This is a genomic window from Rhodococcus sp. BUPNP1 (assembly GCF_002215235.1).
In the GTDB taxonomy this organism is placed as follows: Bacteria; Actinomycetota; Actinomycetes; order Mycobacteriales; family Mycobacteriaceae; genus Rhodococcus.
This window is the reverse complement of record NZ_NERM01000024.1, coordinates 24,796-39,660: the sequence shown is the minus strand read 5'-3', so window position 1 is coordinate 39,660 and position 14,865 is coordinate 24,796. Positions and strand designations below refer to the sequence as shown.

Here is a 14,865-nt window from a genome sequence, read left to right as displayed (position 1 = left end):
GCACGATGGGTGCACCCATGCCGCCGCGGACCGACACCGACGGACTGACGTCGGTGCTGGCCGCCTTCGCCGCGGGCGACGAGACCGCCCGCGACGAGCACGAGGACCTTCTCGGCCGCATCCTGGTCGACACCGTCGGCTCGGCTCTCGCCTCCGCGCACGAGCCCGCCGAACGGATCCTGCAGAACTGGGCCGCGGCCGAGGGAACCTCGGGCCGGGCAACGGTATGGACGACGGGCCGCACGGCGAGCGCTGCCACCGCAGCGCTGCTCAACGGCACCGCCGGGCACCAGCTCGACTACGACGACATCTCGCCGAGCATGCCCATCCACCCCAGCACGGTGATCGTTCCCGCGCTGCTCGCCGTCGCCGAGCAGCGCGGGACCGACACCCGTCGGCTGGTGCAGGCATACGACGTCGGTGCCGCCGTCTTCCGCGCGGTGGCGGACCTGCTCCCGCAGCACGTCCACTACGCCCGCGGCTGGCACACCACCTCCACGGTGGGCCGGCTCGCCGCGGTCGCGGCCGTCGCACGCCTGGTGGAGATGTCGTCCGAGCACACGGCGCACGCCCTGGGCATCGTGGCCTCGATGGCCGCGGGCTCGCGTCCCAATTTCGGTTCGATGACCAAGCCGCTGCACGCCGGTCTCGCCGCCCGCGACGCCGTCACGGCCGTCGACCTCGCCGAGGCCGGCTTCACCGCCAACCCTCGCGAGCTCGAAGCGGACGCCGGGTTCTTCGACCGCTACGGCGATCCCGAACTGGCGCCGCTCGGCGATCCGGACGAGACCCTCGCCGAACGCCTCGAATACTGGCTGGACGCGTGGCCCACCGACTGGGGTATCAAGCGGTATCCCGCCTGCTACGGCACACACCGCAGCATCGACGCGAGCCTGGCACTGCGCGAACGCATCGCCGGCGCCCCGATCCGCGAGGTGCGGATCACCGTGCACCCGAGGGGAACCCGCGCGCTCGTGGCGTTCCCGCCGACCTCGGCCACGGCCGCGAAGTTCAGCGCCGAATACGCAGTCTCGGTCGCCCTGCAGCGCGGAGCCGTCGTCCTGGCCGACTTCACCGAGGACGCGTTCGCCGAACCCGAGACCATCCGCCTGATGAACGCGGTGAGCATCACCGAGAGCGCCGAGCCTCCCGCCGGCGCACCGACCTTCGCGGGCGGGTACTCGGTGGTCGAGGTCGTCACCGAGGACGGTGCACGACACACCGAACGCGTCGACATCACCCGCGGCGACGGCCGCAACCCGCTGAGCGACGAGGAACTACGAGACAAGTTCGACGACTGCTGCGCCACCGGCGGACTCACCGCCGAAGCGGCATCGACCCTGCACACCGCGCTCGTCGCATCGGCGCGCGGCGGAGCCCTGCAGCAGGTCGCCGCGGCCCTGGCGCCGGAATACCGTACGGAAGGACGACTGGCATGACCGCCACACAGCGCTCGCACCCGCGGGTGGAGATCGTCGAGGAAGGCATGCGCGAGGGCATGCAGATCGAGAGTGCGCACATCCCGGTCGAGGACAAGATCCGGCTGTTGGACGCACTCTCGGCCACGGGCCTGAAGACCATCGTGGTCGGCTCGTTCGTCTCACCCAAGTGGGTGCCGCAGATGGCGGAGATCGAGAAGATCGTCGAGGGCTTCACCCCGGTCGAGGGAGTGCGCTACACCGCCCTGGCACTCAACCAGAAGGGTGTCGAGCGGCGCGCGTCGTTCGCTCCGAAGATCACCCCGCCGGATCCGCGCGTCGGGCAGTCCAAGATCCACCTCGACGACGTCTTCGTCCAGCGCAACACCGCACGGTCGATGCAGGACGAGATCGACGCGCTCGACGGTGTCATCGCCCGCGCCGTCGAACGCGGCGCGCAGGAGGCCCAGGTCTCCGTCAACGCGTGCTGGGGATCGAACTGGACCGGTGAGATCGGCGAGGACCGCCGCATGAAGATCCTGCAGCTGCAGATCGACAAGTGGACCGCCGCAGGCGTTCCCGTCACGCGCGTGCACCTCGGTGATCCGATGAGCTGGAACACCCCCGCCGCCATGCGTTCCCAGATCCGCCGGATCCTCGAGACCTGGCCCGAGATCTGGCACTTCCAGGTGCACCTGCACAACGCGCGCGGCATGGCGCCGCTGAGCGCCTACGCCGCCTTCTGCGAACTCGACGAGCGCCACACCCTCGTCGTCGACACCGCCATCGGTGGACTCGGCGGCTGCCCCTACTGCGGCAACGGCCGGCTCACCCGCATGATCCCCACCGAGGACTTCGTGCACTTCCTCGAGAGCGAGGGCATCGACACCGGTGTCGATCTCGCGGCTCTCATCGAGGCCGTCGTGCTCGCCGAGGAGATCGTCGGGCACGAACTGTGGGGCCACGTCTCGAAGGCGGGTCCGCGTCCCTACGGCAGCGACGTCTACGCGATGGACATGCCGTTCATCGAAACATTCGAACAGGCACAGCATTTCCGGCTCGGACCGCAGGTCTACGAGGGTGCGCTCTCGCCCTGGAAGACCGAGATCCGCTCGGCCGCCCGCGACGACTTCGAACGCACGCTGCTCACCGGTGCGTCGTCCCGAACAGGAGATTCCGCATGAGCACTCCCATCCAGGAGCCCACACCCGGTTCCCTCACCGGCCTGCGCGTGATCGAGATCAGCACCTCGGTCGCCGCACCGTTCGGCGGGCAGATCCTCGGTGATCTCGGTGCCGAGGTCATCAAGATCGAGCGGCAGGCCGGGGACGACACCCGCAAGTGGGCCCCGCCCGCATGGAACGGCGAGTCGATCGCGTTCATGTCGTTCAACCGCAACAAGAAGTCCGTCGTGCTGGACTACAAGACCGACGAGGGCAAGAAGATCCTGGTCGATCTGCTGCGCGACGCCGACGTGCTCGTCCAGAACCTGCGCCCCGGTGCACTCGCCAAGGCGGGCTTCACGTGGGAGTACCTGCACGAACTCAATCCGCGGCTGATCTACTGCGAGATGTCCGGCTACGGCCACACCGGCCCCCGCGCGATGCAGCCCGCCTACGACCCGCTGCTGCAGGCGTTCTCGGGCATCGTGTCGATGACCGGTGAGGACGGCGGCGAACCCGCCCGCGTGCCCGTCTCGCTGCTCGACATGGGCACCGGCATGTGGATGGCGATGTCGGTGCTCGAGGCGCTGCGCCGCCGCGACATGACGGGCAACGGCTGCCACGTGCAGAACTCGCTGCTGCAGACGGCACTGACCTGGATCACCTCGCCGCTGATCGGGATCGCCGCCGGCAACCCCGCCCCGCGTCGCCTGGGCTCCGGCTTCCGCGGCGTGGTGCCCTACGGCGCCTTCCCGACCGCAGACGGCCACATCTTCATCTCGGCCGGCAACGACGACATCTTCCGTCGCCTGCTCGAGGCCATCGATGCGCAGGACCTGGGGGAGCGCGAAGGTTTCACCAGCAACCCCGTACGCGTCGAGAACCGCAAGCTCGTCCAGGACGTCCTCGGCGAGCGCACCTCGCAGTTCACCCTCGACGAGCTGCTCGTCCGGCTGAAGGCCGCCAACGTGCCGCACTCGCCGGTGAACACGGTCGACATGGTGTACCGCGACGAGCAGGTCAAGGCGACCGGCATGCTGCAGCCGCTGCCGCATCCCGTCGTCGAGGATCTCGAGGTCGTCAACCTGCCGGTCACCTTCGACGGGCAGTACCCGCCGCTGACCAAGTGCCCGCCCGCCCTCGGTGAGGACACCGTCGAGGTGCTCGCGGCGCTCGGACGCAGCGAGGACGAGATCCGCGCACTGATCGCCGACGGTGTGGTGCGAGCCGCCACCGAGCAGGCCCCGGCCTGACGAGACCGCGAAAGGAACGAAAGAGCATGACCACCACAGAAGTCGGTTCCGTCGACAACGCCGAGCCGGACTACTCCGACGAGGTCCTCTACGAGGTGCGCGGCAACGCCGCGTGGATCACGATCAACCGCCCGCATCGCCGTAACGCGATGGCGCGCCGCACCGTCAACCAGCTCACCGAGGCGTTCGTCGAGGCGGGGGAGGACCCGGACGTCTTCGCCGTCGTCATCACCGGTGCCGGGGACAAGGCGTTCTGCGCCGGCGGCGACATGAAGGAGATGGACGACATCGCCCGCTCGGGGCGTCAGGTCCACGTCCCGATGACCGGCCTGTACCGCGCGCTGTTCGAGGTGATGCTCGAGACGTACAAGCCCGTCATCGCCGCGATCAACGGCCACGCCATCGCAGGTGGCTGCGAGATCGTGCTCTCCAGCGACGTCCGCATCGCCGTCGAGGGTGCCACGATCGGCCTGACCGAGGCACGCCGCGGCATGGGCGCCAACCTCGGCTCGGTGCTGCTGCCGCGTCTGGTGCCCCGCGCCGTCGCGATGGACCTGCTCTACACGGCGCGGACCATCCCGGTCGAGGAGGCCAAGGAGATGGGCCTGATCAACCGCGTCGTCCCGCGCGAGGACTTCGAGGCCGAGGTCCAGAAGTACGTCGACGACATCCTCGCGAACTCACCGGTGACGTTGCGCCGCTACAAGGAGATGGCCACCAAGAGCTGGGGTCTGCCGCTGCCGAGCGCCCTGCGCCTGAACGTCGGCCCCAATCCGTACCTGAGCGAGGACCGCGTCGAAGGTGTCCGTGCCTTCCTCGAGAAGCGCGCACCCGTGTGGAAGAACCGCTGACCGAACCGACGCCGCGGCGCCTGCAAGGAGCATGATGAACCTTCTCGATCCCGGCCGTTGGGCCGGCAACATCCACAGCGGTGGCTGGATCCCCGGAGCGGCGGGCGACCAGCCGGCGCTCGAGGCCGCCACCGGCACGGAGCTCGGCCGGATCGGTGTCGCCGACGCCGGCCAGGTCCGGGCTGCGGCGACCGCTGCAGCCGGTGCGCAACGGGCGTGGGCCGCGACGAAGCCTGCCGACCGGGCTGCCGTGCTGCGTCGCGCCGGCGACCTGTTCGCCGAGCACGCCGGGGAGATCGAGGAGTGGCTGGTCCGCGAGTCGGGTGGCACCCGGCTCAAGGCCGGCCGGGAGCTCGCGGCAGCGCGAGCGGAATGCTATGAGGCGGCCGGTCTTCCGACGCATCCGTCGGGAGAGGTGTTGGCCACCGACAGTGACCGCTGGTCGTTCTCGCGTCGCCGTCCCGCGGGCGTGGTGTCGGTGATCGCTCCGTTCAACTTCCCGCTGACGCTGTCGATCCGTTCCGTCGCACCGGCGCTCGCGCTCGGCAACAGCGTGCTGCTCAAGCCCGATCCGCGTACGTCCGTGAGCGGTGGGGTCGTTCTCGCGCGGATCTTCGAGGAGGCCGGTCTCCCCGAGGGTGTGCTCCACGTGCTCACCGGTGGCGCCGACGTCGGGGAGGCCGTGGTCTCCGCACCGGAGGTCGCCGTCATCTCGTTCACCGGTTCCACCGCAGCCGGGCGCCGGGTCGGGGAGGCCGCATCGCGCCTGCTCAAGCGGGCCCACCTCGAGCTCGGAGGCAACAACGCGCTGATCGTGCTGCCCGGAGCGGACCTCGACCGCGCCGCCTCCGCCGGAGCCTTCGGGTCGTTCCTGCACCAGGGGCAGATCTGCATGGCGACCGGCCGCCACATCGTCCATCGCGACATCTACGACGAGTACGTGGCGAAGTTGGCCACGAAGGCCGACGCGCTGCGGGTCGGCGATCCGTTCACCGACGACGTCGATCTCGGCCCGATCATCGACGAGCGACAGCTGAAGTCGATCGACGCGATCGTGCGCGACGCCGTGGACGCCGGTGCCCGGGTGTGTGCCGGTGGCACCAACGACGGCCAGTACTACCGGCCCACCGTGCTCGCCGACCTCGACCTGTCGATGCGGGCGTGGACGGACGAGATCTTCGGACCGGTCGCCCCGGTCGTGCCGTTCGACGACCTCGACGAGGCCGCTGCCCTGGTGAACGCGAGCGAGTACGGACTGTCGGTCGGCATCCTCGGCGAAGTGGAGCTCGCGATGCAGTTGGCCGATCGCATCGACTGCGGCAAGCTGCACATCAACGAGCAGACCGTCGGCGACGAAGCGTACGCGCCGATGGGGGGCACCGGGGCGTCGGGAACGGGTTCCCGCTTCGGTGGTCCGGCGGCGAACTTCGAGGCCTTCACCGAAACCCAGTGGGTCACAGTGCGGTCGGAGATCGCGCCGTATCCGTTCTGAGAACGATCGACGGTGCGCGACACGGCTGTCCGGGACGGTGCGTGCGGGATGTGATTCGATGTTGTCGTACACATCCCGCACCACCCCAGGACGAGCCATGAGCAACAACGACGACGGCAAGCGGTCGGTCCTGGGTCGTGCCTTCGAGATCCTCGACTGTTTCGCCGGGGGCGCCGAGATGACGGTCGCGGGGATCTGCGAGCGCACGGGGCTCCCGCCGGCCACGGTGCATCGGATGCTCGCGGCGCTGGTGCGGTGGGAGGGCGTCGAACGCCTGTCCCACGGCCGTTACCGTCTCGGACGGCGGATCTGGAGCCTGGGAATCGGTGCGCCGCAGGTGCGTCGCCTGCGGGAGCTCGCGCAGCCCTATCTCGTCGACCTGCACGTCGCCACACGCGGCACCGTCTACCTGGGTGTGCGGGACGGATCGGACGGGATCTTCTCCGACCGCATCACCCGCGTCAAACCCACCGCCAACTCCTCCCGGGCGACCCGCAGACTTCCGTTGCACCGCACCGGAGGTGGGCGCGTCCTGCTCGCCTACAGCCCCGAGGCCTGGGACGAACTCGTCGCCGATGCGGGGTCGGATCCGGAGATGGCGGCACGTATCCCGGAACTGCGCGCGCAGCTCGCGGAGATCCGCCGCACGGGTGTGGGGATCGCTCGCAACGACGGCCTGCCCGGCCGCACCTCCGTCGCGGCTGCCGTGCTCGATTCGCAGGGCGCCATCGTCGCCAGTGTGACGGTGGCCTTCCCCGAGTCCCGGATCCCGCAACCCCAGCAGATCGTGCCGCGCGTGATCGCCACGGCGCGTGCGATTTCCCGCGATCTCGCGGCCACCGGCGAGTTCTGATCTGTGGCCTGCGGGCGGCAGTAACCGCTACCGTCCCGGTCATCCGCTGCGGTCATTTGGGGGAGCGGATGACGAACAGGCGAGCGGATCGCTACGCCGGGTCGACGGTCGAACCGTCGCCGAGGATCTCGACGACGAGCTCGCGCAGCCAGTCGATCTCGGGGGACGGCAGGTCGCGCCGGATCGTGTACAGCGATACCACCGATTCCGGTACCTCGAAAGGCAGTTCGTACAGGCCGACCTCACCGAGACGGGCGGAGCGTTCGGCGTAGACGCGCGGGGCGAATCCCAGATAGGTGGTCGAGGCCAACACGCCGGCGATGCCGGTGAAGCTCGGGAGGGTCACCGCGACGTCGCGGTGGATTCCGAGTTCCCGGATGCGCAGATCCACTGCAGTATGTCCGGTTTCGACGGCAACCGACACGTGCCGTTCCGCCTCGAATTCCGCGAGGTTCGGTGTCGGTCCGATGCGTGGATGGTCGGGTCGGCGCACTCCGATGTAGGGCTGCGTGAACAGCGGCGTGCGGTCGAGATCCTGCCCGTTCAGAACCGGTGTGCACACCACCGCGTCGGCGTCCCCGAGCCACAGCGCCTCGCCTGCGTGCGAGAGGGCGAGGGGAACCACGTCGACGCTCGCGAGGGGAGCCCGAACGGACAGGGCAGCCATGATTTTGGGCAAAAGCCCCGTAATGCCCACATCGGACAGCACCAACCGGAAGGTCCGGGTCGTGGCGGCCGGGTCGAACGCCTCGGCGGCGTTCATGACGGCATCGAGACGCTCGAGCACCTCCCGCAGGCGGGGGTAGAGTTCGTCGGCCAGTCGTGTGGGTACGAGTTGCTGGTGGCGGCGGACGAACAACTCGTCGCCGAATCGCTTGCGCAGCTTGCCAAGTGCGTAGCTCACGGTCGGCTGGGCCACGAAGAGGTTCTCGGCGGCGAGCGTGACGCTTCTGGTCTTGTAGACGGATACGAACACCCGCAGCATACTGAGGTCGTAGTTGTTCGCCATTCGGTCGACTATAGATGCATTGAATAATGCGATCGGCAGAATCTATTGGATCTATGTGACCGCTCTAACATAGTGTGCTGATAAGTGGTCGTCCCGACCCTATGAATTCTCTTCTCGTCCTGCTGTAAGGGGACCTCTGCATGCCCACGATTCGCGAAGTGACCTTCGAGCTGCTGCGCCGGCACGGTATGACCACGATCTTCGGCAACCCCGGCTCGAACGAACTTCTGTTTCTCAAGGATTTCCCCGAGGACTTCGAGTACGTCCTCGGTCTCCACGAGGGCGCCGTGGTGGCGATGGCGGACGGTTACGCGCAGGCGAGCGGACAGCCGGTCTTCGTGAACCTGCACGCCGCAGCCGGCACCGGCAACGGCATGGGGGTGCTCACCAACTCGGTGTACTCGCACTCGCCGCTGGTGATCACCGCGGGGCAGCAGGTGCGCGACACCATCGGCCAGGAAGTCATGCTGGCCAACGTCGATGCGGCGAGCCTGACCCGACCGCTCACCAAGTGGAGCGCCGAACCGACCTGCCCCGAGGACGTGCCCCGCACCATCAGCCAGGCCGTCCACATGGCGACCCTGCCCGCCCCCGGCCCGGTCTACGTCTCGGTGCCCTATGACGACTGGGAGCACGAGGCCCCGGCCAACACCTCCTACCTCGCCGAGCGGCGCGTCACCACGACGACCGAACCGTCCGAGGCGATGACGGTCGAACTGCTCGCCGCCCTCGACGGTGCGGTCCGTCCCGCCCTGGTCCTCGGACCGGACGTCGACGCGGAGCGCGCGAACGGCTTCGCGGTGCAGCTCGCGGAATCGCTCGGAGCCGCGGTGTGGATCGCACCGTCGCCGTCGCGGTGCCCCTTCCCCAACACCCATCCGCTGTTCCGGGGGGTGCTGCCCGCCAACGTCATGTCCATCCACGAGGCACTGGCCGACCATGACGTGGTGCTCGTCGCCGGTGCCCCGGTCTTCCGCTACCACCACTACCGTCCGGGTCCCTTCCTGGCGGAGGGCACGCGCGTGCTGCACCTGTCCGAGGACACCGGCGAGGTCGCCCGTGCGCCCTTCGGCGAGGCCTACCTCGCGCCGGTCGGCGCGACGCTGCGCATCCTCGCCGAGCGGGTCCGCAGCCGCGACCTTCCGGCAGAGCCGGCACGGGAGGCGTTCGCACGCGGAGCCGATCGCACCGAGGCCATGCACCCCGACACGGTGTTCGCCACCATCGCCGAGATCGCTCCCCGCGACGTGGTCTACGTCAACGAATCCACCTCCACAGCGGACGCCTTCTGGCGGCACGCGCAACTCGTCGAACCGGGTTCGTTCTACTCGCCGGCCTCCGGCGGCCTGGGCTTCGGCCTGCCCGCTGCCGTCGGCGTCCAGCTCGCCCATCCGGAGCGTCGCGTGGTCGCGACCATCGGTGACGGATCCGCCAACTTCGGGATCACCGCACTGTGGACCGCGGCCCGCCGCGACGTGCCGGTGGTGTTCGTCATCCTCAACAACGGTACGTACGGTGCGCTGCGCCGGTTCACCCGCGCTCTGGACACCGGCGACACCCCGGGACTCGACGTGCCCGACATCGACTTCGTCAAGATCGCGGAAGGCTACGGCGTGAAGGGCGAACGGGTCACCGGTGCCGAGGAACTGAAGGCGGCCCTGCACCGAGCCTTCGAAGGCACCTCCCCGGTGCTGATCGAAGCCGTCACGTACTTCGAGTAGGACCCGACACCCGCCGGAAAGACAACCTGAGGAACCACTATGAAGATCACGATCGAGAACCTGCAGCTCCGCTACGGGAAGTTCACGGCCATCGAGAACCTCAACCTCGAGATCGACGAGGGCGAATCGGTTGTGCTCCTCGGGAAGTCGGGCTGCGGCAAGACCAGCACCATGCGGTGCATCGCCGGCCTCGAGGAACCCACCGCCGGTCGCATCACCATCGGCGACACGGTCGTCTTCGACGCGGCGAAGGGCATCAACCTGCCGCCCAACAAGCGCAACGTCGGCATGGTCTTCCAGTCGTACGCGGTCTGGCCGCACATGACCGTCTTCCAGAACGTCGCGTACTCGCTGAAGCTGCAGAAACTCCCTGCGGCGGAGATCAAGTCGCGTGTCGCGGAGGTGCTCGAGCTCGTCGGTCTGTCGGACTTCGCGCAGCGTGGCGCGAGCCTGCTCTCCGGTGGACAGATGCAGCGTGTGGCACTCGCCCGCTCGCTCGTGATGCGCCCCTCGGTGCTCATGCTCGACGAGCCGCTGTCGAACCTCGACGCCCGCCTGCGCGACCGCCTGCGGGTGGAACTGCGGGAGATCCAGCTGAGCCTCGGCCTGACCACGGTCTACGTCACGCACGACCAGCAGGAGGCATTCGCACTCGCCGACCGCATCGCGCTCATGCAGGGCGGACGGATCGTGCAGATCGGCGGCCCCACCGCGATCTACAACGAGCCGGCGAGCGCGTCGATCGCGCACTTCCTCGGTGTGTCCAACATCTTCGACTGCACCGCCACCGTCGGCACCGACGGTTACGTCACGGCCGTTCGCGACGGGGGAGAGGTGATCCGCACCGAGCAACGCGGCCTCGCCGCCGCCGACGACTTCAAGGCGTGCATCCGGTCCGAGGACCTGATGCTGTCGACTGTGTCCGGCGGTGGCACCAACGAGTTCTCGGGTCGCGTCGCCGTCACGAGCTTCCAGGGCTCGAGCGTCCGCTACGCCGTCACCCTCGACAATGGGGGTGAGCTCGACATCTTCGCCCCGACGAAGGGCGCCGAGCGCTTCGAGATCGGCGATCGCGTGTTCGCTTCGGTCTCACCGGAGAACGTCCAGGTCCTGCCGGCCGATGTGGCACGACAGGCACGACTGCAGGAGGTCGCGGCATGACCCAGCTGGCCACACCCCCCGAAACACATCCGGTCGACGACCTCGAGCCGGAGACCCCGGTATCGGCGCCGTTGTGGCGCAGGGGAATCCTCCGCAAGAACGGCGCGGCACTGGTGGTCCTCGCCGTCCTGGCCGTCCTGGTCATCATGCCGATGATCCTGGTGCTCGTCGCCGCGATCGCCACCGAGGTGCCGCGTCCGGGCAACAGCGGTCTCGGTGCCCTCACACTCGACAACCTCAAGGTGCTCACGAGTCCCGACGCCGTCAAGGGCCTGGTGAACTCCCTCATGCTCGGCCTCGGGGCGACGGTCATCGCGCTCGTGATCGGTGCGTCGCTCGCCTTCATCTGTGCTCGCACCGATGCGCCCTGGCGCCGGTTCATCTTCTTCATCGGCATGGCGCCGGTGTTCGTGCCGGCTCTCGTGGGTGCGCTCGCCTGGTCGCTGCTCGCTTCTCCCAGTGCCGGATTCGTCAACATCCTGCTTGCCGACCTGGGCCTGGGCATGACGATCAACATCTACAGCATCCCCGGCCTGATCTTCGTTCTCGGCCTGTTCTACGCGCCGTACGTGTTCATGCTGGTGCACAGTTCGCTGTCGATGATGAACGCCGACCTCGAAGAGGCCGCGACCGTGCACGGCGCCTCCCTGAAGACGATGTTCCGGACGGTGACCCTGCCGCTCGCCATGCCGGCCCTGCTCGGTTCGGGCATCCTCGTCTTCGCGCTGAGCATGGAGAACTTCCCGGTCGCGGCGGTGCTCGGTAACCCCGCGGGGATCGAGACCCTGCCCACCTACATCTTCCGGCTCATGGGTGCAGCCCCGGCCCAGGCGAACGCCGCCGCCGGTATCGCCATCCTGCTCACGCTCGGCCTGGTCTTCGTCACCATGGGCCAGCAGTGGATCGTCAACCGCCGCAAGTTCACGACGATGACCGGCAAGGGTGCCCGTCCCCGTCAGGTGCCGCTGCGCGGCTGGCGTTGGCCGGCAACGATCTTCGCGCTCGTGTACTTCCTGCTCGCGATCGCACTGCCGATGGGCGCGCTCTTCCTCGCCGCCACCCAGGACTCACCGTACCTGTACAGCATGTCCCAGATGTTCCAGGGCGGAATGTCGTTCGACAACATCGTGGAGGTGGCCTCGGCGGCCGACTTCCAGAAGGCGCTCGTGAACTCGGTGGTCGTGGCCGTCGTCGCCGCCTTCGCCGGTACGACGATCAGCTTCTCCGCCTCGTACATCCGCTACCGGACCAAGAGCCGCCTCGGCGCCCTGCTCGAGCAGATCGCCACCGCACCGCTCGCCATCCCGTCGATCGTGCTCGGCATGGGCATCCTCTGGACCTGGCTCAGCCTGCCGATCCCGATCTACGGCACGCTGATCATCCTCGCCGTCGCCTGTGTCGCCGTGGCGTTGCCGCAGGGCTACCGCTCGATCTCGTCGTCGATGCTGCAGCTGCACAGCGACCTCGAGGACAGTGCCGTGATGCTCGGCGCCCGCCGGTCGCGCGCCATCGTCAACGTCACCGTGCCGCTGATGCGCGTCGGTATCGTGTCGACCTTCCTGCTCCTGCTCATGCTGGCGATGCGCGAACTGTCGGCCTCGCTGTTCCTGTTCACCTCCGACACCCGGATCCTGTCGATCCTGGTCTTCGACAACTTCGAGAACGGGCAGACAGCGGTTGCGGCTTCCATCAGCGTGCTGTTCGTCCTGGTGATCGCCGTGCTGGCCGTCCTCGCCCAGCTCGCCGGCAACCGGGAGAAGAAGCAGCTCGCCGAAGCGTCGGACTCCGGAACCAATTCGCTCTGATCGGACTTTTCGAGAAACGAAAGGCCTCACCATGAAAACGCGCAAAGTAGCGCTCACCGCTCTGTCGGTCGTCCTCGCCACGACACTCGCGGCGTGCGGCGGCGGAGATTCCGACGGCGTCACCTCCCAGGCCGAGGTCGACACCTCGGAGGGTCTGGTCATCGACGGCGAGACCATCGCCGACAAGGAGACCTACGAGGCAGCGAAGTCGCAGACGTTGAGTCTGTACTCGAGCTACCAGGAATCCAACGAGCAGGCCTTCATCGAGGCGTTCACCCGGGACACCGGCATCAAGGTCGACCTGATGCGCCTCGTCCCGGCCCGCCTGGCCGAGCGCGTGCTCTCCGAGCAGGGCGCCGGACGTCTGAACGCCGACGTGATCCGCACCTCCGATTACGACATCGTCGACAGCTTCACCGAGGCCGGCGTGTGGAACCCGTACATCGTGCCCGGCACCGAGGAACTCGAGGAGGTCGTGATCCAGGACGGCAACTTCTCCCGGGTCACCAACGTGGTGCAGACCTTCGGTTACAACACCCGCGCCGTCACCGAGGAGGAGGCACCCACCTCGTGGGCCGACCTGCTCGACGAGAAGTGGCGCGGCAAGATCGGCATCTCGCAGGGTGCGACGGGCGGTTCCAACGTCGCACTCAACTGGTTCGTCGAGGAGAAGCTCGAGGACGGCTACTGGGAGAAGCTCGCGGCGCTGCAGCCGACGATCTACGACGGTGCCGGCCAGAAGCTGACGGCCTTCGCCCGCGGTGAGGTGCCGATCGCGACCACGGGTTCGGCGTCGGTGAACGTCACCGCCACCGAGGACAAGGCGCCCATCGACTTCGTCGTGCCCGAGGAAGGCTTCGTGACCTTCGACTACTACCTGGGCAGGACCGCCACCGCCGAGAACGCGGAAGCGGCCGAGGTGTTCATGAACTACAACTTCTCGAAGCGCGGCCAGGAGCTGTTCACCGAGCTGGGCGACTACAGCGTACGACCCGACGTCGCACCGCCGACCGCGCTCGGCCGTGAACTCCCGCCGCTCGACTCCGACAAGGTCTGGCGTATGCCGCTGACCGAGGTGGAACGTCAGGCCGAGTACTCGCAGCACTGGGCAGAGGCGTTCAACTACTGATCCGCATCACGACGAGAGCGGCCCGAACCGGAGCAATCCGGTTCGGGCCGTTCTCATTTCGGAAGGTCGGGTTCGGGAGGTCAATGCAGCACTTCGCGCGCGGTGCGACGGACCGCATCGGTCAGCGCGTCGAGAACGGGAGAGTCCAGCCGCCACCGCTGCCAGTACAGCGGCACGGCGATCGGGTCGTCCGGGGCCAGGCTCACGAGATCGGTCGTGTCGGCGACCATCGCGTCGGGGAGCATGGCCCAGCCCAACCCCAGCCGCGCGGCCTCGACGAACTCGAGGGCGCCGGGAACGTAGTTGCGCGGCGGATTCAGCCGCCGCCGGGTCCGCTTGCGGACGAAGCGATCCTGCATGTCGTCCTTACGGTCGAAGGTGAGCATCGGGGCCTCCCGCAGTTCGGTGGGGGTCATACCCTCGGGGAACCAGCGTTCGGCGAAGTCGACGCTCGCCATCGCGTGATAGCGCATGGCGCCGAGCTTCTCGGACGTGCAGCCCTGCACGGGTTCGGGGACGGAGGTGACCGCCGCCATGGCGGTGCCGTCGCGCAACAGATCCGTGGAGTGGAACTCGTCTTCGCGGTGCAGTTCGAACAGGGCTCGGTAGCGCACGGGCATCCGGGCCAGGGCGCGCAGCATCCAGGTGGACATCGAGTCGGCGTTGACGACGAGCGGAATCGTGGCGTAACTCCCGGTGTCGGCGCCGAGACCGAGTTCCTCGGAGGCGTCCTGCTCCAGCCGCGCGACCTGCCGGGCAAGTCGCATCACCACTTCGCCGGCCGCGGTCGCGCTGACGGGCCTGGTCCGTCGCAGCAGTACCTGACCGACGTGTTGTTCGAGCGACTTGATGCGTTGGCTCACCGCGGACGGTGTGACGCGAAGAACAGCCGCCGCACCCTCGAAAGTGCCCTCGTCCAATACCGTTGCAAAAGTGCGCAGTTGAGCGAAGTCCAGGTCCATATTAAGAAACTCTAATGCAGGTACAGCACAATCAACTGTTCTTATCTC

Annotated in this window: 12 protein-coding genes; 10 read left to right on the top strand and 2 right to left on the bottom strand. The window is 68.0% G+C overall.

The genetic code is table 11. The annotated features are described in order from the left end of the window. The first annotated feature begins 5 nt into the window (after positions 1 to 5). The 6 genes from B9C99_RS20420 to B9C99_RS20395 all read left to right on the top strand — a co-directional run bounded on the left by B9C99_RS20420 (position 6) and on the right by B9C99_RS20395 (position 7,030). On the top strand, positions 6 to 1,439 hold the full coding sequence (locus B9C99_RS20420) for an MmgE/PrpD family protein (protein WP_088899144.1): 1,434 nt from the start codon (positions 6 to 8) through the stop codon (positions 1,437 to 1,439). Further along, positions 1,436 to 2,602, top strand: a complete 1,167-nt coding sequence (locus tag B9C99_RS20415; RefSeq protein ID WP_088899143.1) for a citramalate synthase — start codon at positions 1,436 to 1,438, stop codon at positions 2,600 to 2,602. Before B9C99_RS20420 ends, B9C99_RS20415 begins: the two co-directional genes overlap by 4 nt. Beyond that, positions 2,599 to 3,834, top strand: coding sequence for a CaiB/BaiF CoA-transferase family protein (locus tag B9C99_RS20410; protein WP_016690981.1), 1,236 nt, complete (start codon positions 2,599 to 2,601; stop codon positions 3,832 to 3,834). The genes B9C99_RS20415 and B9C99_RS20410 overlap by 4 nt, the downstream gene beginning before the upstream one ends. A 26-nt stretch (positions 3,835 to 3,860) precedes the next feature. After that, positions 3,861 to 4,685, top strand: a complete 825-nt coding sequence (locus B9C99_RS20405) for an enoyl-CoA hydratase-related protein (RefSeq protein ID WP_016690982.1) — start codon at positions 3,861 to 3,863, stop codon at positions 4,683 to 4,685. 34 nt (positions 4,686 to 4,719) lie between these two features. Continuing rightward, positions 4,720 to 6,177, top strand: coding sequence for a benzaldehyde dehydrogenase (locus B9C99_RS20400; RefSeq protein ID WP_088899161.1), 1,458 nt, complete (start codon positions 4,720 to 4,722; stop codon positions 6,175 to 6,177). Positions 6,178 to 6,274: 97 nt separating this feature from the next. Further along, positions 6,275 to 7,030 carry an IclR family transcriptional regulator gene (locus tag B9C99_RS20395; RefSeq protein WP_088899142.1) on the top strand — a complete coding sequence of 252 codons (756 nt, stop codon included), beginning with the start codon at positions 6,275 to 6,277 and terminating at the stop codon, positions 7,028 to 7,030. A gap of 91 nt (positions 7,031 to 7,121) precedes the next feature. Here B9C99_RS20395 and B9C99_RS20390 read toward each other — a convergent pair whose 3' ends face one another. Next, a complete protein-coding gene (locus tag B9C99_RS20390; protein ID WP_088899141.1) occupies positions 7,122 to 8,039 on the bottom strand; it encodes a LysR family transcriptional regulator in 918 nt (305 codons plus the stop codon). A 140-nt stretch (positions 8,040 to 8,179) separates the two neighbouring features. Between B9C99_RS20390 and mdlC the strand changes: the two genes are divergently transcribed. From mdlC to B9C99_RS20370, 4 genes are read left to right on the top strand one after another with little or no spacing between them, the layout of a single operon-like run. Continuing rightward, positions 8,180 to 9,760 carry a benzoylformate decarboxylase gene (mdlC, locus tag B9C99_RS20385; protein WP_016690986.1) on the top strand — a complete coding sequence of 527 codons (1,581 nt, stop codon included), beginning with the start codon at positions 8,180 to 8,182 and terminating at the stop codon, positions 9,758 to 9,760. Between the two features lie 39 nt (positions 9,761 to 9,799). Then, the gene (locus B9C99_RS20380; protein ID WP_016690987.1) at positions 9,800 to 10,921 is read left to right on the top strand and encodes an ABC transporter ATP-binding protein; all 1,122 of its coding nucleotides are present in this window, start codon (positions 9,800 to 9,802) and stop codon (positions 10,919 to 10,921) included. Continuing rightward, positions 10,918 to 12,726 carry an iron ABC transporter permease gene (locus tag B9C99_RS20375; RefSeq protein ID WP_016690988.1) on the top strand — a complete coding sequence of 603 codons (1,809 nt, stop codon included), beginning with the start codon at positions 10,918 to 10,920 and terminating at the stop codon, positions 12,724 to 12,726. Before B9C99_RS20380 ends, B9C99_RS20375 begins: the two co-directional genes overlap by 4 nt. Positions 12,727 to 12,757: 31 nt before the next feature. Next, on the top strand, positions 12,758 to 13,855 hold the full coding sequence (locus B9C99_RS20370) for an ABC transporter substrate-binding protein (RefSeq protein WP_088899140.1): 1,098 nt from the start codon (positions 12,758 to 12,760) through the stop codon (positions 13,853 to 13,855). 80 nt (positions 13,856 to 13,935) lie between these two features. Here B9C99_RS20370 and B9C99_RS20365 read toward each other — a convergent pair whose 3' ends face one another. Beyond that, entirely contained in the window at positions 13,936 to 14,817 is an 882-nt protein-coding gene (locus B9C99_RS20365) for a LysR family transcriptional regulator ArgP (RefSeq protein ID WP_024102747.1), read from the bottom strand. Positions 14,818 to 14,865: the final 48 nt, after the last annotated feature.

Coding starts and splice junctions, on each gene's coding strand:
- B9C99_RS20395 (WP_088899142.1), top strand. CDS start 6,275: ATGAGCAACAACGACGACGGCAAGCGGTCGGTCCTGGGTCGTGCCTTC.
- B9C99_RS20375 (WP_016690988.1), top strand. CDS start 10,918: ATGACCCAGCTGGCCACACCCCCCGAAACACATCCGGTCGACGACCTC.
- B9C99_RS20405 (WP_016690982.1), top strand. CDS start 3,861: ATGACCACCACAGAAGTCGGTTCCGTCGACAACGCCGAGCCGGACTAC.
- B9C99_RS20365 (WP_024102747.1), bottom strand. CDS start 14,817: ATGGACCTGGACTTCGCTCAACTGCGCACTTTTGCAACGGTATTGGAC.
- B9C99_RS20370 (WP_088899140.1), top strand. CDS start 12,758: ATGAAAACGCGCAAAGTAGCGCTCACCGCTCTGTCGGTCGTCCTCGCC.
- B9C99_RS20380 (WP_016690987.1), top strand. CDS start 9,800: ATGAAGATCACGATCGAGAACCTGCAGCTCCGCTACGGGAAGTTCACG.
- B9C99_RS20420 (WP_088899144.1), top strand. CDS start 6: ATGGGTGCACCCATGCCGCCGCGGACCGACACCGACGGACTGACGTCG.
- B9C99_RS20390 (WP_088899141.1), bottom strand. CDS start 8,039: ATGGCGAACAACTACGACCTCAGTATGCTGCGGGTGTTCGTATCCGTC.
- mdlC (WP_016690986.1), top strand. CDS start 8,180: ATGCCCACGATTCGCGAAGTGACCTTCGAGCTGCTGCGCCGGCACGGT.
- B9C99_RS20410 (WP_016690981.1), top strand. CDS start 2,599: ATGAGCACTCCCATCCAGGAGCCCACACCCGGTTCCCTCACCGGCCTG.
- B9C99_RS20400 (WP_088899161.1), top strand. CDS start 4,720: ATGAACCTTCTCGATCCCGGCCGTTGGGCCGGCAACATCCACAGCGGT.
- B9C99_RS20415 (WP_088899143.1), top strand. CDS start 1,436: ATGACCGCCACACAGCGCTCGCACCCGCGGGTGGAGATCGTCGAGGAA.